The organism is Bacteroidia bacterium (genome assembly GCA_016218155.1).
In the GTDB taxonomy this organism is placed as follows: domain Bacteria; phylum Bacteroidota; class Bacteroidia; order Bacteroidales; family GWA2-32-17; genus GWA2-32-17.
In genome coordinates this window covers 92,649-114,991 of sequence record JACREQ010000105.1, presented here as the reverse complement: position 1 = coordinate 114,991, position 22,343 = coordinate 92,649, and the positions used below count along the sequence as shown (strand labels likewise).

At 32.7% G+C, this 22,343-nt stretch carries 10 protein-coding genes; 5 read left to right on the top strand and 5 right to left on the bottom strand.

What is annotated here, in order from left to right:
- The first annotated feature begins 146 nt into the window (after nucleotides 1-146).
- From HY951_16945 to HY951_16935, 3 genes are all read left to right on the top strand, one after another.
- Complete coding sequence (locus HY951_16945; GenBank protein MBI5541750.1) at nucleotides 147-2,204, top strand: acetate--CoA ligase family protein; 2,058 nt, start codon at nucleotides 147-149, stop codon at nucleotides 2,202-2,204.
- 57 nt (nucleotides 2,205-2,261) lie between these two features.
- Nucleotides 2,262-2,993, top strand: a complete 732-nt coding sequence (locus HY951_16940) for a hypothetical protein (GenBank protein ID MBI5541749.1) — start codon at nucleotides 2,262-2,264, stop codon at nucleotides 2,991-2,993.
- Nucleotides 2,994-3,159: 166 nt separating this feature from the next.
- The gene (locus HY951_16935; GenBank protein ID MBI5541748.1) at nucleotides 3,160-4,653 is read left to right on the top strand and encodes a DUF2271 domain-containing protein; all 1,494 of its coding nucleotides are present in this window, start codon (nucleotides 3,160-3,162) and stop codon (nucleotides 4,651-4,653) included.
- Between the two features lie 567 nt (nucleotides 4,654-5,220).
- Here the strand turns inward: HY951_16935 and HY951_16930 are convergent.
- On the bottom strand, nucleotides 5,221-5,799 hold the full coding sequence (locus HY951_16930; protein ID MBI5541747.1) for a hypothetical protein: 579 nt from the start codon (nucleotides 5,797-5,799) through the stop codon (nucleotides 5,221-5,223).
- 224 nt (nucleotides 5,800-6,023) lie between these two features.
- Here HY951_16930 and HY951_16925 point away from each other — a divergent pair, with 224 nt between their 5' ends.
- A complete protein-coding gene (locus HY951_16925) occupies nucleotides 6,024-6,185 on the top strand; it encodes an Mpv17/PMP22 family protein (protein MBI5541746.1) in 162 nt (53 codons plus the stop codon).
- A 598-nt stretch (nucleotides 6,186-6,783) separates the two neighbouring features.
- Here HY951_16925 and HY951_16920 read toward each other — a convergent pair.
- From HY951_16920 to HY951_16905, 4 genes are all read right to left on the bottom strand, one after another.
- A complete protein-coding gene (locus HY951_16920; GenBank protein ID MBI5541745.1) occupies nucleotides 6,784-8,919 on the bottom strand; it encodes a T9SS type A sorting domain-containing protein in 2,136 nt (711 codons plus the stop codon).
- Nucleotides 8,920-8,926: 7 nt separating this feature from the next.
- The gene (locus tag HY951_16915; protein MBI5541744.1) at nucleotides 8,927-12,124 is read right to left on the bottom strand and encodes a T9SS type A sorting domain-containing protein; all 3,198 of its coding nucleotides are present in this window, start codon (nucleotides 12,122-12,124) and stop codon (nucleotides 8,927-8,929) included.
- 273 nt (nucleotides 12,125-12,397) lie between these two features.
- Entirely contained in the window at nucleotides 12,398-13,150 is a 753-nt protein-coding gene (locus HY951_16910; GenBank protein ID MBI5541743.1) for a response regulator transcription factor, read from the bottom strand.
- Between the two features lie 51 nt (nucleotides 13,151-13,201).
- Nucleotides 13,202-16,177 carry a histidine kinase gene (locus tag HY951_16905; GenBank protein ID MBI5541742.1) on the bottom strand — a complete coding sequence of 992 codons (2,976 nt, stop codon included), beginning with the start codon at nucleotides 16,175-16,177 and terminating at the stop codon, nucleotides 13,202-13,204.
- A gap of 317 nt (nucleotides 16,178-16,494) precedes the next feature.
- Here HY951_16905 and HY951_16900 point away from each other — a divergent pair, with 317 nt between their 5' ends.
- Nucleotides 16,495-22,323 (top strand): PKD domain-containing protein, encoded by a 5,829-nt coding sequence (locus HY951_16900; protein ID MBI5541741.1) that lies wholly within the window; start codon nucleotides 16,495-16,497, stop codon nucleotides 22,321-22,323.
- The last annotated feature ends 20 nt before the right edge of the window (nucleotides 22,324-22,343 follow it).

Here is a 22,343-nt window from a genome sequence, read left to right as displayed (position 1 = left end):
GCTTTAAAATATTAATGTAAAATAAATGATTTTACTCATATTATAAAGGCTTTTAGTTTTAATAATTTAATTAATTTTGAAAACTTAATAAAGCAATGATTATTTAATCCTTTTATTTGTATTTCATTAAATTAACCTAATTGTTTATGATAAATCAACAGTTGTTAAATCCAAAAAGTATTGTAATAGTAGGAGGTTCAAATGCTATTAATAAACCAGGCGGAAAAGTCTTAAAAAATCTGATAGATTTTAATTTTAAGGGTGAGTTAATGGTTGTAAACCAAAAGGAAGCTGAGGTGCAGGGAATTAAATCATATCAGGATGTAAAAAGTTTACCACAGGTAGATCTTGCAATTCTTGCAATTGCAGCAAAATATTGTGTTGAGGCTGTTGAAATTCTTGCAAGAGAAAAAAATACTCGTGCTTTTATTATTCTTTCTGCGGGTTTTAGTGAAGAGAATCATGAAGGTGCTTTACTCGAAAAACAAATTGTAGATATTATAAATAGTGTAAACGGTTCTTTAATCGGACCTAATTGTGTTGGCTTTTTAAATTCAAATTATGCGGGTGTTTTTACTACACCAATTCCAAAACTTGATACTAAAGGCTGTGATTTTATTAGTGGATCGGGTGCTACAGCTGTTTTTATTATGGAAGCCGGAATGCCAAAAGGTTTAACATTTTCAAGTGTGTATTCTGTAGGAAACAGTGCACAGATGGGCGTTGAAGAAGTTTTGAAATATCTAGATGAAAGTTTTGACCCCAAAACAAGTTCAAGGGTAAAACTTCTTTATATCGAAAATGTAAAGAAGCCAGATTTAATATTGAAACACGCTTCTTCGTTGATTCGCAAAGGATGTAAAATAGCTGCAATTAAATCCGGTTCATCTGAAGCGGGAAGCAGAGCAGCTTCTTCACATACTGGTGCATTAGCTAGTCCGGATTTAGCTGTTGATGCTTTATTTAAAAAAGCTGGTATTGTTCGTTGTTATGGAAGAGAAGAACTTACAACTGTAGCATCAATTTTTATGCATCCTGAATTACAGGGTAAACGTGTAGCTATTATTACACATGCCGGAGGACCTGCAGTAATGTTAACAGATGCGCTTTCTAATGGTGGTCTTGAAGTTCCGCATATCGAAGGTGATAAAGCAAAAGAATTATTGACTCATTTATATCCAGGCTCATCAGTTGCCAACCCAATAGATTTTTTAGCAACAGGTACTGCCGAGCAATTAGGAAAAATAATTGATTATTGTGAAAATGATTTTCATGAAATAGATGCAATGGCAGTTATTTTCGGTAGCCCAGGTTTATTTGAAGTATATGATGTGTACAGGTTATTAAATGAAAAAATGAAAACCTGTAAAAAGCCTATTTTTCCTATACTTCCGTCAATAATAAATGTTAGTAAAGAAATAGATGAATTTATTTCTTTTGGAAGATTAAATTTTCCTGATGAGGTGGTTTTTGGAAATGCTCTTGCAAAAATATTTAATACAGCAAAGCCAATTTCAGAAAACCTAACATTGCCTAAGGTTGATGAGAAGAAAATCAGAGATATAATCGATAATGCTGAAAATGGTTATTTAAAACCAGCTGAAATTCAAAAAATGTTAGATGCTGCTGGAATAAGTAGGGCAGGAGAGGCTGTTGTAACAACCTCAAAGGATGCTGTAGAAGCTGCAAATAAATTAGGACTACCTGTTGTTATGAAAGTTGTTGGTCCAGTTCATAAGTCTGATGTAGGTGGTGTTGTGTTAAATGTTAAAGATATTGTAACAGTTGAAAAAGAATTCGAAAGAATGATTAAAATAAAAGATACAACTGCAATATTAATACAGCCAATGCTTTCAGGAACCGAGCTTTTTGTAGGTGCTAAAAAGGAGGATAAATTCGGACATATGGTACTTTGTGGTTTAGGTGGAATATTTATCGAAGTTCTGAAAGATGTAAAAGCCGGATTAGCAACAATACCTGTTAATGAAGCTTCTTTAATGATTAAGGGTTTAAAAAGCTATGGCATTATTAAGGGTGCAAGAGGTCAGGAAGGTGTTAACGAAGAAATGTTTGCCGAGATTATTTCACGGGTATCTGTTTTAGTTAGCGTAGCTCCTGAAATTTTTGAAATGGATTTAAATCCTCTTTTGGGTAAAAAAGATAAAGTGGTTGCAGTGGATGCACGTATACGAATAGAAAAGTAAAAAAGTGCCTTAATTGCCTAAAGTGTACTAAAGTATTTAAAGTTTAAACAATTTGTTATGAAAAAAGCTGATTTAATATTTATTTTAATTTTCTGTGTTATTGTAACACCGTTCATACCATTTACATTTTTAAAAGAATTTCAAACAAATTTTTTATATAATGAATCGCATTGGATTTGGACAAGCTTTTTAAAATTTGCTTTATTAGCAACATTAGGTGAAGTTATTGGTTTACGTATTAAAGCTGGTGTGTATTTGCAAAAAGGTTTCGGATTAATTCCAAGAATGATAGTCTGGGGATTTTTAGGTTTAACAATTAAAGTAGCTTTTGTTGTCTTTGCAGCCGGTGTTCCTGCATTTTTAGAAAAATGTTTATGGGTTGCAGGTGCAAAAGACTCTATGAATTTTAAAGATGTATTTGAAGCTCATACTGCAGGTGCCGGAGGTACCCGATTAATTTCTGCTTTTTTTATCAGTGCAATTATGAATTTGTTTTATGCTCCGGTTATGATGACTTTTCATAAGATTACTGATTTTCATATTGTGAAAAATGGCGGTACAATAAGTGGATTTTTAAGGCCAATAAATTTTGTAGAGAACTTTAAAGAGATTAACTGGAAAATGCAGTGGGGTTTTATTTTCAAAAAAACTATTCCTTTCTTTTGGATACCAATGCAAACAGTAACTTTTTCGGTTGCTTCGGAATACAGAGTTGTTATTGCTGCTTTTCTGGGTATAGTTTTGGGTGTCCTTCTTTCTCTGGCTACTCCAAAAGAAGCTAAAAAGTAAATATTTTCTGTTTACAGTTTAATTTGACTTTCTAATTTTCTGAAAATTAAAATTTTGTATCTTTTAACATTTCAGAAGGTGAAAAATATGTTAAATAATTATGTTGTATAGCATCGTATTGGTATATTTGCATATTCTAATAAGTAAAAAATTTAAATATCAGAATATGAAAAGAAATCTACTTAAAATTAGTGCTATTGCAATAGTTATGATTGCATTAAGCTTTTTGAATCCTGCAAAAGCTCAAACTCCGGGGACTTTAACTTTTTCGGTTAATTTAACTTCACATAACGGAAGTTACGGTCTGGATCATTATTGTGCAATATGGTTAGAAAACAGTTCTAATACTTTTGTGAAAACCAAATTAAAAAGAGCTGACGGCCATGGAACAAATAGCCATCTTTTAGTATGGAAAGCAAGCTCAGCTTCTAATGTTGTTGATGCAACTACAGGTGCTTCTTTAACTAATTATACTACACCAATGACTATTTCATGGAACGGAACTGATGTTGCTGGTAATGTTGTTCCTGACGGAACATATAATGTAAGAGTTGAATTTACATGGCAACATGGCACAACTTCTACAACAAATACAACTGTTTCTTTTACCAAGGGACCTGCTTCTGTACATTTAACACCTGCTAACCAAACGGAATATACAAATATGGTATTGGATTGGATTCCTGCAGCAGCAGCTCCGGTTGCAGCATTTGCTGCAAATACAACAAATATTTGCCAGAATGGAAATATTTCTTTTACCGATCAAAGTACTAATACTCCAACTTCATGGGCATGGAATTTTGGTGATGGTCAAACATCTACTGTTCAGAATCCAACACATACATATGCTGCAGCAGGAACTTATACTGTAGCATTAACTGCTACAAATGCAAGTGGTAATAATACATCAACACAAACAAATTATATTACAGTTAATCCAACTCTTGTTCCTTCTGTAGTTGTTAACCCAAGTGCAGCAACTGTTTGTCCTGGTACTACAGTAGTTTTAACAGCTGTGCCAACAAATGGCGGTACTCCAACTTACTCATGGTCTGTTGATGGATCAGTTGTTGGAACAAATAATACATATTCTGCAGTTTTCACAAACGGTCAGGCGGTTGTTTGTACAATGACTTCAAATGCAACATGTGCAAACCCAACAACAGCAACTTCTGCAACATTTAACACAGGTGTTTACACAGTAGCTCCTGTAACAATTACCGAGGCAACAGGTACTTTAAATTCTACTGCAACAACCGGTAATCAATGGTATGATGCAAATGGAATTATCGTTGCAGCTACAGGTGCAGCTTATACTCCAACTGCAAGTGGAAATTATTATTCTATTGTTACAGATGTAAATGGTTGTACTGCCACTTCAAATACAATAGCATTTACTTATTCAGGTATTGTTGAAAATACAGTAAATACTATAAATGTTTACCCGAATTTAACAACAGGTATTGTAAACATTGAAAGTAAAAATACAATTAATGCATCAGTTCAGGTAATTAATATCGTTGGTGATAAAGTTCTTGATTCAAAAATTAATGGTACTAGCAAAAAACTTGATTTAAGCAAATTACCAAACGGTGTTTATTTCTTAAATATTTCTGATGATAACAAAGTGTCGAAATACAAAGTAGTTTTAGAAAAATAACCTTAGGTTTTAAATGATTAAAAAGGCTGCTTAAATTTTTAAGCAGCCTTTTTTCTTGTCATTTCGAGCGTAGCGAGAAATCTAGTGTAGAATCACAATATTAATTATACAAGAATGTAATTTATTCTTAAAGAAATAATATTTTTTAATAACTAGACTCTTCGCTTCACCTTGTTTCGCTCTGAGTAACAAAACTCCAATGTGTTAGAAATAAAATCAGTACTTAATTTTTGTAGCAACCCTTTTTTGTCATTTCGACTGAAAGGAGAAACAATTTCACCAAAGGTAATCTAGTGTAGTATTCAAAGTATCTCGGACTAGATACTTCGTTTCGCTACGCTTCACTCTGGATGACAAAAATCAGACTGTCATTCAGAGCAGAGCGAAGAACTTTTTCACCGAAGGTAATCTAGTGTAGTATACAAAGTATCTCGAACCAGATCCTTCCTTACGTTACACTTCACTCTGGATGACAAAACACTCTATTGTCATTTCGAACGTAGCGAGAAACAATTTCACCGAAGGTAATCTAGTGTAGAGTATACTATCTCGTTCTTACTAACAAAACTACTGTACAGTATACACCTGATTTGTAAACGTTCCTTCTATAGTATCAAATACCGTTTCTGATAAATCAGATGTAATAAAATAAAAACTTCCTGAAACTTTTTTATTTGTTGCTTCGCATGATGAAATTTGTATATAACCCTCTGCAACCTCGCTAACTGTCATATGGTATGATGAGCCAAATAAATAAGTGCCTAATGCACCATCACAGTATGTGCCACCACTTATATCCTGACAAACGGTATTCGGACCAATAGTCTGTGTGTCGTACTTTTTAACAACAATTCCATTTACCGGTGGGTTTTGCCAATCCCAGTTTGAAACAGTTAAAACTAAAGTTTTATTACCAGCAAATGAACCTCTGATATCTAATCTCCTGCCAGTCTGACCTCCCTGACTTGCATTAATTAAAGTATTATTATATGAAGTTGCAGAATAGTTTGTGCCGTTAATTTTAAAATTCATGGTACCACTTGTATTTACAGGTGTTGAGCTGCCCGGGCTGGTAGTTTTATCTTTTTTACATGCAATAATACTAATTAAACATGATATTAATAATAAAGACATTTTTGTTTTCATAATGCTATAATTTTTTATTGTTAAAACAAATATACAAATATTTTGATTTCAAAAACTTATTATAAAACATGTGTTCACTTGTTCACAAGTACAAATAATTTAATAAAATAAATGTAGTGAAAATAACAAAGTGTAAATAATAATGGTAAAAATTAAAATTTGCACCTCTATATAGATTTATAGGATTAACAAATTAATTTTAAAGAAATAAACTGGAAAATGCAATGGGTTTTGTGTTTAAAAAAACTATTCCTTTTTTCTGGATTCCAATGCAAACAATTACTTTTTCAGTTGCCTCAGAATATCGTGTTGTAATTGCTGCGTTTTTGGGTATAGTATTGGGGGTTTTACTTTCGTTGGCAAGTCCAAAAGAGGCGAAAAAGTAATTAATTATCTTAGGTGTGTTTTTTTATTCTAGCTACAATAAGCTTTGTTATTGTATAAATTCACTATTAAAAAATATAAGATAAAAAGGATCAATTATTATATAATAAATTTAAAATATTAAAAAAAGCACAATTTAATACTTCGCATTAATCGGGTTTCTTTTTCTTAAAACCTACATCTTCTTTTCAAACAAGGAAGAAGGAGTGGTAGTGCTCAAAATGATAGTATCGCATTTGTAATTCTGAACATCGTAAAAACTTCTAAAATGAAATCATTATCCCTTATTTAGCTATTATAGAAATTTTCCATTACCTTTTCTAAACATGACTGTGTATAATATTTGGAATAAAATATCGTTCCGCTCTCAGCAGTGGTTGACACAAAATGTAAGCTTATTCGTTTCTTTGTTTTGCAGATTAGCATTGTGCGAAAACAAATATGCTTACACTTGTGTGATGAGGTGTTGTAGTCAGTGTGATTAATGGTGTTATCATCAGGAAGTTGCTGTTAAGATTACATTGCTAAATCAACGAGTGATCAATCGTTGTTGCAAACTGATCAGATGTCGGTAATAATGTGCAATGGTTTTCCAAAAAGTTATTTAAGCAAAAGAACTTTACTCATTGTTGTCTTATCATTACAATTTGTTATTTTAATAAGGTAAATTCCATTTGGCTGGTCAGAAATATCAAGCTGAATATTCAATTCTGAATTATACTCCTTTTTATGTAAAAGAGTTCCTTGATTATTAAATAATTCGACCAATTGGTTGCCTTTGTCTTTAATAAGAAAATTTATTTTACCATTTGTTGGATTTGGAAAAATGCATAAATTGTCATATTCTAAATCTTCATTTTTTGATACTTCCAGATTTTGAGTTTTGTAATTAGAAGGAGTTGTCGTTTTATACATATTAATTAAATAATTTGAATTAAAACTTCGCATTGTCATTAAATATTCTGGTTCATTTATTTTTGCTTTAATTAATAAATATTTTGAATTAAGTCCACCATTATTTGCTAATGACCAGTCATCAATAAATGGGGGAGTTGCATTGGTTGTCCATCCAGCAGTAAAATTTCCGTTTCCAGCGTTCATAGTTGTTGCCCATGCTGCATTTGTTCCGGTCTGCAGCCAGAAGAGTTCATCCTTTAAATCATAATTATCTATATTCCCAATTAAACAAATATCAGAAGTAAGTGCAGGAAGTGTCCAACCGGCAACATTATTTGCTCCACCGTTACTTTCACCCCAATTCCAACTATTGTCATTATTATGATAGTAGAATACAGTAGCCCAAGACGAGACGATACCTATAAGATCATCTTGACCATCTTGGCCATCAAAGTCACCAGATTTAAGATTACTTCTATATGGCCACATTGGATGTGAGGAGTTTCCAGTAAAAGAAGCAACCCATGAATTTGTCTGAAAATTAAACATTTTCATATCAGAACTGCTTACTCCAAATAACTCTGAATAACCATCATGATCGTAATCACCAACTGTTAGTTTGGATCTATACAGATTTAAGATTGAGCCAATTGGATTGTCCCAAATCCATTGCCAGTTGCCATTGTTAAATTGATATAAGCCAACATATGCGTTATTTCCCGCTTGAACACATAAGATTTCATCGCGACCAGAATTGGAAAATTTACCTACATAGAATTTATCTGTTTGCAAAATAGTCCAACCTTGATTAAGGCTATTTATTTTACCATTTCCGCCATTATCCCATACCCAATTCCAATCATTGTTTTGATATTTATATAATCCCGCATATGCATTATTATTTAAACTTTGAATACAAAGTAATTCTTGTGAACCATCGCCATCAAAATCACCTTGGAAGAAATTATCAGTAGAAAGTACAGTATGGCCAGCAATTTGACTAGTACCATAGTTTGACCATTTATTTTCCCATTTATTTGTTAACATTGACATGTAATAATTATATAATCTTTCCCCATGCTCCTCCAATCCCTCTGGAGAAAGATGTGTGCCGTCATTTGGAGCTTTTTGTAATCCATACATACTTGTAAATATTACATTAGGAAGAGTGTTTGCAATTGACATTTGTGCTTGAATTATTGAATTAATAAATGGTCCCGAATATTGTTCATCAACACCTAATAATATTGGAAGATTTGAGCCAAAATGATTTCGGAAATCATTGATGATATTAATTAATTTTGTTTCATACTGCATTGCGTAAGTTTGGTTATCAGAATCAAACTCACCTTGAATCCATATTAAACCCCTTATTGTAACAATTTTCTTTTGACTTTGTAAACTAGCTATAGCAGCTTGTAAATCACTAACCATGTCATCATAAAAATCTTGGCTACCTGGCTGACCCCAATTTGAACCAATATTAGTGCCTGGGATAGCGCATTTATAAATTGCAGGATTATAACCATTTAATTTTAGTCTTCTGCTAAATGTTACTTCTGGCCCAAAAATTAGACTATCGTTTACACCACCTGGCTGAGTTTGCATTGAAACCCAATTGCCGGATGTTACAGGATTTGCCCACCAATTTGTCCAATAAAGTTTTATTTGGCTATCTAAGGAAGGATTAGATGGATAATATTGAGCGAGGCCTTTTAATCCCTGAGCGTTTGATTGCCCTGCTAGTATGAATAAATCAATATTTGTTTGGGCCATTAAAAGATCCGGTAACAGAAGTCCACTGATAAATAAAAGTTTTATTATTTTGTTTATTTTCATAACAATATTATTTTGAGAGAACTAATTTTTTTGTAAAGATTTTACCTTTTTCATCTACGAGTTTTGCTAAATATATACCATCTGGTTGATCAGAAATGTCTATTAGAATTTCTCTTTCAGAATAGCATGTTTTTCTGAAGATACTCTTTCCTTGATTGTTATAGATTTCAACTGATAAGATTCCACTTTTTTCTGAATTAACAAAAACTTTACCTTCACTTGGATTTGGATAAAAATGAACCATCTCTTCAATTGTTGATATCTCAGTTGTTTGAGACTGATAATTTGTAGATTTGTTAGAGCCGTTTACTGATTTGAACATTGATAATAAGTATTTCTGTTGGCAGGAAGTTTTTTTGTAAGCAATTAAATACTTTGGTTCATTAGCAACAGCTTTAATTAGCAAGTAATTTGAATTTGCCTCATTAATCCAATCGTTAATTATGAAATTACTTCCATTAGACCAATTTGAATAAAAAGAACCTGTTTTTGCTTCCATAGAATTTGCAAGATGTTCTCCCTTTCTAATCCATAATATTTCTGATTTAATGTCACCATCAATATTACCTGTCAAACAGATATCATTTGATGCTGCGGGCAAGGTCCATCCTCCCATATTTGTTCCACCACTTGATTCACCCCAATTCCAAGAGTTATTTGATGTGTTATAATAAAATACTGTAGCCCAAGATGCAATACCCAGTAGGTCATCTTGACCATCTTGACCATCAAAATCACCTGATTTAAGATTATTTCTGTATGGCCACATTGGATGCGATGTGCTACCTGTAAAAGCAGCTACCCATGAATTTGACTGATAGTTGAACATTTTCATATCAGAATTGCCAACTCCAAATAACTCAGAATAACCATCATGATCATAATCGCCAATTGTTATGTTACCTCTATATGAATTTAAATTTGAGCCAGTGGGATTGTCCCAAATCCATTGCCAGTTACCATTATTAAACTGATATAATCCTATATATGCATTATTTCCTGTCTGAACACATAAGATTTCATCACGACCAGAATTGGAAAATTTACCTACATAGTACTTATCTGTTTGTAAAATTGACCAGCCTTGATTAAGACTATTTATTTTCCCATTTCCACTATTATCCCAAACCCAATTCCAATTGTTATTTTGAAATTTATATAACCCTGCATATGCGTTGTTATTTAAATACTGAATGCAGAGTAATTCTTGAGCTCCATCACCATCAAAATCACCAGGAATAAATTTATCATTATCCGAAATTGTCCATCCATTTTGATAACTACCGATAAAAGATAAATTTTCATTTGACCACACTTTATCCCATCCATTTTTATAATCACCAACTGGTGAAGTAATAAATTCAAGAACATGTACATCTGATGGGCCGAATGTTAAAGTTAAGTTTTTATTGCCTGAATACATGATATTATACCAAAGATTAACAGTATTGAGATTTGGATCATTATTAAGAGTTATGCCAGAATTTCTATAGGGAGCTGTTTTATAAGAAGAAGAAGTAGGAGACCATCTAAAACTCTCAAACAATACTTTAACACCAGTAGAATTGTCAATAATCGGATTTAAAATATTATCAAAATTTAATGTCGCAGTTATGGGTATATTTAAAGGATTTGAGATTATCATTACTGCAGTGGTGCCATTAGTTCGAATTGTATACCTCAGACCATAATTTTCAGTTCTCAAATCTGTAGGTAACGCACCACCAGGTCCGTAACCTGTGGGAAAGTTTGTAGGGATATAAGAAGATGCAGGAGGAACAATACAATTAGGATCAACCTGATTTGTTTTAGTATATAATATTGAATTTGGATCGGTAGATAAAAAACCACGGTTTTTAAGATATCTAAGTTCTTTTCCTAAATTACTGATAAAATCCTTATAATTACTCGAAAAATACTGTCTATTATACCTATCTAATCTTTCAGCCGGCGGATTTGCAATTTGATTAAACATATAAATTTTATTGTTTTGCTCTGAAGTTGATGCATCATAATCCTCCATTACATAAAGCCAGATACCTTGGCAACCATGAATTATCGATGTATATGATTGAAGCCATATATAGTTTGCATTATAAATATTTGTTGTGTTATATGCAGCAATTAAATCAGTTCCATTGGGATGATCTTCATCAGGAGGCCAGTATCTTTCACAAGAAATCCAAGTTTGTATTTGATTATAACCTTTTTTTCTAAAAAAATCAAAACTTGCAAATTTTCCCAAATAGTGTTTACCATAATTTGTATTAGGTGTTGGAACATTATAAATATTACTATATAGATAATAATTCTGCCACCAATCAGAAACCGGGTATTGATAATATGAACCATCCATTAAAATATCTGGTTTGTTTTCAATATCGAGATATACTTGAGGATCATAATCAATTGGAGAGTTCTGATATTCATTAGTTCCATTATACTCTGCATCATTGGAGTTGCTATTTATAGACTTAAGGTGATTTACAACTGCAACTACAGTTTTTTGTGAGGAAGGAATCAAATTACTTTTAAAATAAGCTATAGCATCGCTAACATTACTTGGAGGAATTTCACCATTTGCCATATATTGTTGTAAATATAAAGGTTCACATGAATAATTATACGGATGTGCAAAATTCATCTCATTTGCTATATCATGACCCCAAATAACATTACTGTATAATGGATCTTTATAGATATTTGAAAAACTTAAATAGTTTGGTCTAGCCTTATTTAATTTTTCAGCTTGGTTCTGGTAATTTGAACATCCTGAATTGGGATTATAAGGTAGACTTAAATTATTATCATAAACATTTCTACCACCAGAATTAGGATAATTAGGCACATACCACAATTGTGAATGTGCAAAGGTTGTCAAATTATTTGCTTTAATAAGATCTAGCGTTTTTCTGTATTGATTTTCTGACATTTGATACGAATTAGGTTCAAAAAAATATACTGAGTTAAATCCGTCTTCAGATATAATATTTAAGGGACTAGTATTATAATTTTGTCCTAAAATATATGTTGTTTTAGTACTAAAACTTAATTGATTAGAACCCAAATACGGACCATTAACAATCGGTGATTGATTCATCATAGAATTTGAAAAAAGGATTCCGATTTTGAAATCATTGTTTTGGCTTTTAATTATAAGATTTATTAACAAAAACAAAACTAAAAATGTGATTTTAATTTTCATATTAATTTATTTAGGTTGTTATTAGATTATAATTTCATTAATTAGCAGCCTACTCTTTAAGCTTTTCGGCATTCGCTATCACCAAAAATTATTTTGGGATGTGTGAAAATAGTTATTGGTTATATAGGTATAAGGGGTAATTTCATGAAAGCCTAAATCGGTTTCATGAGCGGTAGGATTTTAACTCTGAACGGTAAAAGGAATTGTTATAATAGATACTTCACTTCGCTCAGTATGACAAAAAGGCTATTTGTTTGGATATACCAACTATTGTTATACAGAAAACTTTACCATGCGCTCTAAAAATTCATCTTTGTTACGGCGCGCTAAAGGGATTAGGGCATTATTAGTCATTTGTATATAGCCGCCTTCTTTTGCAGAATATTTTGTAATATGTTGTATGTTTACCAGAAATGAACGGTGGCATCGATAAAAACAAGCTTCACCTAATTCTTCGAGTAACAGATTAAGTTTTTTTGTTGTTGTAATTTTACGATCTTTTAAAAAAATATAGCTGTAACCCTCATCGGCTTCAACATATAAAATATCACTTGCCGGAATGTATTCCACACCTTCTGTAGATGAAATAGAAATACGCCTCATAAATTGTCCTTCAAGAAAACATAGTATCTGGTCGTATTTTTCATTTTTGCTTTTAGGTTGTGGTATGCGATTAAGTATTTTGTTAATAGTGTCAATTAAACGTTCGGGAAAAACAGGTTTTAATATATAATCGGCAGCATGAACATTGAATGCTTCTATAGCAAATTGGTTGTAAGCTGTAATAAAAATAACCTCAAAATTACAGACAGGTAATGCTTTTAAAAGCTCAAAACCACTCATCCCGGGCATATCTATATCAAGTAACAATAAGTCGGGTGGATTAAGTTTTATTTCTTCTAATGCTTTTTTTGGGTCAAGAAAGCTTCCTGTAATTTTTATTTTGTCTTTAAAAAACTCCTCAAGTATTAATCTTGTAGAACTTATAGAGTCTAGTTCGTCGTCAACTATTATAGCTCTAATCATAAATTCAGGATATTATTAAATTTTTGAGTTTTAAACTTATAATAAAATATTTTATTGTGCAAGAATTGGTATCAAAATTTCAACACGAGTTCCTATAGCTTTTCCATCATGTGATTTTAAATCAATATATTTAACTGTCATTTCTGTTCCGTACAAATTGTTAATTATTCCTATTCTTGTTGCAGTAATTCTTGTGCCTAATGAGCGCCGCTTAATAACTCTACCTGCTTTAAGTGCTTCACTTGCTTCTCTTCCAATGCCATTATCTTCTATAATACAATGTAAAACTTGTTCTTTTTTTTCAATCGTAATTGTTAAAAGACCTTTATCTTCCTTTGTTAAAAAACCATGATGTATGGCATTCTCAACAAAAGGTTGTAATAATAGTGGTGCAATTTTATAATTTAAAGTATCTTCTTCTTTTGCATTAATTACAAAATCAAATTTTTCTTTAAATCGGATTTGTTCTAATTCAAGATATAATTCAACAGCCTTTAATTCATTACTTAATAAAATTAATTGTTCTTGTGAGTTGTCAAGTATTAATCTCATTAACGATGCAAATTTTTCGAGATAACTGGATGATTTTGTTTTATCATTTTGTAAAATATAATATTGTAATGAGTTAAGAGAATTGAAAATGAAATGCGGATTCATCTGTTGTCCAAGTGCTTTTAACATGTATTGATATAGACTGTTACGAGTTTTGTTTTTTTCTCTTATTCTTTTTAATCTTGTTACAAATGCCATCCAGATTATTGTTATTAGAACTAATATAGAAATCACAATAAACCACCAGGTATTATAAAATGGTGGTTTAATAATAAATTGAATTCTTAAAGGTTTATTATTCCAATTGCCTTCTTCATTTGCCGCATATACTTCGAATGAGTAGTTTCCGGGTGTTAATGCAGGGTATTGTACAGTGGGACTTGTAGTAAAATTAAACTCATTACCGGCACCTGTCATTTTATATTTATAAAATATCTTTCCGGCATTATGAAAAGATAATCCGGCAAAATTTATTTCTATATTGTTATAATTGTGACTTAATTCGTAATTGTTAAGAATAAGAGTATCGTGAAAATTTATTTTTATAGATTTTATTACAATTGGAGGAAAAGAAGTATTGGGCTTAATGTTATTTGAGTCAAAAAAAGTTATTCCTTCAGGAGTTGCTACATAAATTATTGAACCAGACATTGCAAGATCGTTTATCTCATTAGAGACTAATCCTGAAGTTGTAGTAATCTTTTGGATAGTAAACTTCTTATTATTTCCGACGTTGATTGTAATTTTATTAAGGCCATTATTAGTACCTGCCCAAACAGTATTTTTATCAATTAATAATTTGGACACTGTATTTGTTGATAGGCCGTTTTTTGTAGTAATCTGGTATATCGTATCTTTGTTATAAACAATAATGCCCATTTCTTTTGTGGCTATCCAGAAAGTTCCTTCTTTGTCTTTTTTTATGTCTAATATTCTTGTTTTAAGTAATGGATTTTTATCCCCAAAATATATATAATCCCCACCTGATATTCCGGATTTTGGTTTTATGTATTTCCATAATCCTTTATAACTGCCAATCCAAAGAGTAGAATCATTATCTAAACATAATGCTCCTACTCTCATTTGAGTGTTATCATTAGCATTTGAGTGATATGTTAAATGCCCATTTTCAATATGTGCTAAATTGTTATAATAACCAAACCAGAAACTGTTTTCACCAGTAAGCAATATATTTCTACACGAAAGCCATAAATCGGGTGTGTTTGAATAACTCGGATGATCGTTTCTATATTGATTAATTAAATCTTTTGAAATAACTCCGGCAGAATACCTACCACCAAAATACAAATTGCCAGAATTGGAGCTATAAACCATAGAATAGAACTGTTGCTCTTTTTTAATATTAAATAGTTTTTTTGATTTCGATGAGATTCGAATAATATTACCTCCGTTTAAACCGGCCCAAAGAGTATCATGGCTTGCAGCAATTGCACCGGCATAATTTGAAGTCAGTCCATCCTTTAAAGTATAGCTAAGAAAAAATAATGAAGGAAGGTAATATACTCCGTCGTTTATTGTAGTAAACCATATGCCATTTTCTTTATCAGTTAAAACTGAAGTTACAGATTTACCCGGCAAAAACTTAATATCTGAACATTTGTTAAGATTTCCGTCTTCAAAATAACATGCTCCTTTATCTGCAAATCCCATCCAAAGTTTTTTTGTGTTGTCAAAACACATCCAATATATTGTAGATTTAAATTCAAATTTTTGTTTAAAGCAATCATTTTCTAAAACAGTAAGGTGTTTATCAGATGTTAGATATATTTTATTGCCATATAATTGAACCTGAGGAGTGATTTGATTAGGATAAAAATCGTTAGTCTCGATAGAACCGGTTATTTTGTTACTTCTTATTACACTTATTTCATTATTATTTACATAAGTTACTTTAAAAAGAGGTTTATTGTCAATAATATAAACCATGCCGGCTGTTTTGCAAACTATTTTTTTACAAATTCCATTATTGCTTATTTTAAAAATACCGTTTAAAATATCACTTATATATAAATTGTCTTTTTTGTCAATATATAAACCTCTTTTTGCGGGACTAGCATATATTTTAAACTGTGAAATAAATTTATCGTTATATTTATATTCATGAATAGTATCATTTTCGAAATATGATAGTTTAAATGAATATGGGATAAACCAGATACGTCCTTTATAATCTTCATAAATTTCAAAAACAGAATTATCTGGTAGTCCATTTTCGTAGCTAAAGTTTTTGAATTCATAGCCATCAAACCGCGAAACACCATTTACAGTAGCAAACCAGATATAGCCCTTTGAATCCTGAAAAACATGATATACTTCTGATGATGGAAGACCATCTGCAACAGAATAATGTTTATATACCGGGGATTGTGCGTAAGTACAAATGTTAACAACAAGTAGAAAAAGAATAAACCAAAGGGATTTTTTAAAATTTAAAATAGATTTTATTGTTTTCACCTTTTTTTATTTGCTTGCAAACCTGCATATTTTCTTCGAGAAATGCAAAAAATCATTTCAATGTTTTAATTTAAGAGTAAATAGGCAGTTTTTGTATAAAACAACCTTTTTTGGAAATGTTCAGTCTAAAAGTTGATAAATTTTTATTTAAATCTTAAAATCTTAATCCATTTAGATTTGCGACTAAATGGATTTAGAGTTTTTGTTTAAAATCATGAAAAGCATTGTAATTATTATGAATAACATTTGTTTTTAACTCAATTGTTCAATAAATTTGTTTTATTAAGCCAAAAAATAAACCATTTTAATACTTAAGTATGAATACAAAATCACTTTTAACGGCAATACTAGTAATTACTAGTTTCTTTTTTGCTCAAAGTCAGAATTACTGGACTGAATCAAATTCATCAGCAAAAGGTAAAGAATTAGTTTCGAACAGAGTTGCTGTTAATTATTATAGTGTTTATACGCTTGATTTAGAGAGTTTAAACGAGGCATTGGAAAGTGCACCAATGAGGGGAGAGTTTTCTAAGGGAAATGAGTTGTTCGTTAGTTTTCCTGGTTCAGATGGTCAGTTTGTAACCTACAGTGTTGTTGAGGCACCGATAATGCATCCTGATTTGGCAGCGAAATATCCGGGTATTAAATCTTATGCTGGTCATGGTGTTGATAATCCTGCAGTATCTATAAGATTTAGTGTTTCTTACCAAAGAGGATTACATGGAATGATTTTTAATGAAGATGATGGTACCAGCTTTATTGATCCATATTCTACAGATTTTACAGAATACATGGTTTATTCAAAAAAGGATATGATAAGAACTGATGCTGCAGATTTTGAGTGTACAATGGATGATGCTAATGGTCACCATGAGGATGAAGAGAATATTACAACTAAGGCTACAAATGATAAAAAACTTAGGAAATACAGATTGGCCCTTTGTTGTAATGCTGAATATGGAAATTTATTTATTGGATCTGCAACTACAGATGCTGCAAAAAGAGCTAATATTCTTGCTCAGATGAATATTACTATGACAAGAGTGAATGGTGTTTACGAAAAAGATTTATCTATTACTATGGAACTTATTGCAAATAATGATATTATTTTATGGTTCGGAAGTACAACAACAGATCCTTGGTCGGGTGAGTTTAATACTAAAACTGCTCAGACTATTGATGCAAATATTGGAATTTCCAATTACGATATTGGTCATAATTTTAATACTTCAGGTGGAGGAAATGCAGGGTGTATTGCATGTGTCTGCTTAGGTAGTACATCAACTCAGGCAGGAACACATAAAGGTAGAGGAATGACAGGTAGATCAAATCCAACTGGTGATGCTTTTGATATTGATTATGTAGCGCATGAAATGGGACATCAGTTTGGAGGATATCATACAATGAATACCTGTAGCAGAAGTGGAAGTGGTTCAACAGAGGTTGAACCTACAAGCGGTAGCACTATTATGGGTTATGCAGGTATTTGTTCTTACAATATACAAGCAAACAGCGATGATTATTTTGCATATGTTAATATCAGAGATATATCTGCAAATGTTCAATCAGGAAATAGTTCGAGTTGTGCACAAGTAATAAATATTTCAAATAACCCACCAACTGCAAATGCAGGCGCAGACTATACAATTCCAAAATCAACTGCTTTTGTATTAACAGGAACAGGAACTGATCCTGATGGTGATGCTCTTACTTATACATGGGAACAAAATGATCCCGCACAGGCTCCTGCTGCAACAGCACCTATTGCTACATGGACTGTAGGCCCAATGTTTCGTTCAAGAAAAGGAACTACAGATCCAAAAAGATATTTTCCTGCAATTGCTTCTATAATTGCTAATAATTTAACTCCTGCGTACGAAGTTGTTCCATCAGTTGGCAGAACAATGAATTTTTCTTTAGTAACAAGAGATAATAAAACAGGTGGTGGTCAAACAGCTAATGATTTAATGGTTGTTACAGTTAATGGCACTGCTGGACCATTTACCGTTTCTGCTCCAAATACTGCGGTTACCTGGGCTGCTGGAAGTACACAAACTGTAACTTGGAATGTTGCCGGTACTACTGCTTCGCCGGTAAGTTGCGCTAATGTTGATATTTTCTTATCAACAGATGGTGGTTATACTTATCCTGTAGCATTACTTACAAATACACCAAATGATGGTACTGAAACTATTACTGTTCCAAATAATCCTTCAACAACATGCAGGGTGATGGTTAAAGGTGCTAATAATATATTCTTTGATATTTCTAATGCGAATTTTACAATTACAGGTTCAACAAATTCAATAACTTCAGGAACAATATCCGGAAGTCCATTTTGTGCCGGCGTTGCAGTTAGTGTTCCTTTTACAATGTCTGGTTCGTTTACTGCAGGAAATGTTTTTACTGCTCAGCTATCTAATGCAACTGGAAGTTTTGCAACACCTGTTAATATTGGTACTTTAACAAGTACTACATCGGGAACAATTTCAGCTACTATACCTGCTGGAACTGCAACAGGAACCGGATACAGAATTAGAGTTATTGCAAGTACTCCGGCAACAACCGGAAGTGATAACGGAACAAATTTAACAATTAATGCGAGCCTTACTCCATCAGTTGTTGTTTCTGGTAACTCAACAATATGTGCAGGTGTTTCAACAACGTTTACAGCAGCTCCTACAAATGGTGGAACTCCTTCTTATCAATGGAAGTTAAATGGAGCTAATGTTGGGACAAATAGTCCAACTTACACAAACGGAGCTATAGCAAACGGAAATACTGTATCTTGTGTTATGACATCAAATGCAACATGTGCAAGTCCTACATTAGCAACTTCGAATACAATTACAATGGTAGTTAATCCGATTCCTGCCACTCCTGTTGCTACAAGTAGTTCACCGGTATGTGCAGGGGCTTCAATTAATTTAACTACTCCTTTAGTTAGTGGTGCATCGTATTCTTGGTCGGGACCAAACTCCTATACATCTACTTCTCAAAATCCTGTTATAACAAATGCAACCACAACAATGGCAGGTGTTTATTCTGTTTCAGTAACTCAAACAGGTTGTACCAGTCTTCCAGGCTCAACTACAGTGACTGTAACTGCTGCACCTGCTATGCCAACAGCATCAAGTAATTCGCCTGTTTGTTCAGCATCAGCAATTAATTTAACAACACCTTCTGTTTCTGGTGCTACATATAGCTGGACAGGCCCAAATGGGTTTACTTCAACACAACAGAATCCTGTTATTCCGTCTGCAACTGCTGCCATGGCAGGAACCTATTCTGTTACTGTACTGCAAGGTGCCTGTCCAAGTACACCTGGATCAACTTCAATTTTAGTGAATACTTCGCCTGTGGCAAACTTTAATGCAAGTCCAATTGCAACTGTTTGTTCAGGATTTGTTCAGTTTACAGATAATTCTACAGGTAGTCCATCAACATGGTTGTGGAATTTTGGTGATGGACAGTCTTCAACTTCTCAAAGTCCTTCACATGATTATCTTTCTAGTGGTACGTATTCTGTTACATTAACAGCAGCAAATAATTGTGGTAATAATCAAATTGTAAATACAAACTATGTTACTGTAAATGTACCTGATATTCCTACAGGAACAGGTGCAACAATATGTGGAGCAGGAACAGCAACTTTAAATGGTACCGGAACAGGTGTTTTGCATTGGTTTGATGCAGCAACAGCTGGTACTGATCTTGGAATCGGAACTACATTTACAACACCAAGCATTACAAATACTACCACATATTATTTAGAAAATCATATTAGTCAGGCTAGCCAGTATGTAGGACCAGTGGCAGCCGGTGCGAATAATACTACCAGTTATTATATTTCTTTTGATTGTTCTGTCCCTGTAGTTTTAGTTTCAGTTAGTGTAACTGCAAGTGCAGCTGGCAACAGAACAATTGAATTGCGTAATAGTGCAAGCGCAGTATTGCAAACTACAACGGTTAATATTCCAGCAGGTACAAGTAGAATTAATTTAAATTTTAATGTTCCTGTTGCATCAGGTTTACAACTTTATATTGGCACAGGTGCTAATTTAACAAGGAAAACCACAGGTGTTTCATATCCTTATACTCTTGCTGGCTTAGTAAGTATTACAGGTAGTAGTGCAGGAACCACAAGGTTTCCTTACTTCTTTGATTGGGAGGTTAAAGAACCTGATTGTGTAAGTGCAAGAGTCCCTGTAATTGCAACTGTTAATACGGCATTACCTGCAAGTGTTAATGTAACTGCAAGTTCTTCTACTATTTGTTCTGGTACAAATGTCACATTTACTGCATCGCCTACAAATGGTGGAACAACACCAATATATCAATGGAGTGTAAATGGTAGTCCAATGGGAACAAATAGTCCTACATATTCTAATTCAACTCTTGCCAACAATGATATTGTAACTTGTGTTATGACTTCAAATGGTAGCTGTGTTTCTGGTAGTCCTGCTACTTCTAATTCTATAACAATGTCAGTTAATTCAACTTTTACTCCTTCTGTCTCAATTATAGGGAATTCTAGCATTTGTTCTGGAACTTCAACAAGTTTTACCGCTATTCCTGTTAATGGAGGAACACCTGTATATCAATGGCAGGTTAATGGCTTGCCAGTGGGAACTAATAGCTCAACATTTACAAGTAGTACTTTGCTAAGTGGAAATACAGTAAGTTGTATAATGACTTCCGGTTTGGCATGTGCTGCTCCGGTAAATGCTACTTCTAATGTGATTACTCTAACTGTAAATCCAACAGTTACTCCACTCGTGTCAATCTCTCCAAGTTCTTCAACAATTTGTTCAGGAACCTCAGTTGTTTTTACTGCAACGCCTGTTAATGGTGGAACTCCAACATATCAATGGATTTTAAATGGAACAAATGTTGGAACAGGTGGTGATACATATACAAATGCTGCATTATTAAATTCGGATGTTGTAAGTTGTGTTATGACATCTACTGTATCATGTCCTGCTACTCCTACAGCGACATCTAATAACGTAGTTATGACAGTGAATCCGATTCCTTCCGTAGATGCAGGTGCAGATCAGGTAATTTGTGAGGGAACTGCTGTAACATTATCAGGAAATGGAGCAACAACTTATACATGGGATAACGGAGTTACTGATGGAATAGCATTTATTCCTTTAGCAGGATCAATTACTTATAATGTTACTGGCACTTTAAACGGTTGTTCAAATACTGATCAGGTTGTTGTAATTGTTAATTCATTGCCAGTTGTTAGTGCCGGAATAGATCAGGAAGTATGTGCCGGAACTACTGTAACATTATCCGGAAGCGGTGCAACAACTTATACATGGGATAACGGAGTTACTGATGGAATAGCATTTATTCCTTTAGCAGGATCAATTACTTATAATGTTACAGGAACATTAAATGGTTGTTCTAATACAGATCAGGTTGTTGTAACCGTTAATTCATTGCCCGTTGTTAATGCTGGTTTGGATCAGACAGTTTGTGTTGGCACATCTGTAACATTATCAGGTAGTGGAGCAACATCTTATACCTGGGATAATGGAATTACAGATGGAGTTTCATTTATACCTTCAGCAGGAACTTTAAATTATACAGTTACAGGTACGATAAATGGTTGTTCTGCAAACGATGTTGTAACAATTACAGTAAATGAAGTAGAAAACTATTCGGTTAGTGTTATTGATCCTATTGCATCAGTTACATCATTATTAAATGCAACATATCAATGGATTGACTGTGATAATGGAAATGCTAATATTCCAGGTGAAACGAATACTGATTTTTCACCTATGGTAAATGGTAATTATGCAGTTGTTGTTAATCAGAATGGATGTAGTTCAACTTCTTCATGTGTTCAGATTACTGTTACAGGAATTTCAGAAAATATGGATTATGGATTAATTAGTATTTATCCAAATCCTAGTCACGGTATAATTAATATCGCTTTTGAAAAAGAAATGAATGAAGTTGATTTTGTGATTGAAAATGTAATTGGCCAAAGAGTTTTTGAAAGAAAATCAAGCCAGACTATGGGTTCAGTTATGACAATTGATTTAAGTGCCTACTCAAAGGGACTTTATTTTATCAATATTAAGAATCAGAATACTGATTTGAGATATAAGATTATTTTAGACAAATAGTGATAATTAATGAATTATTA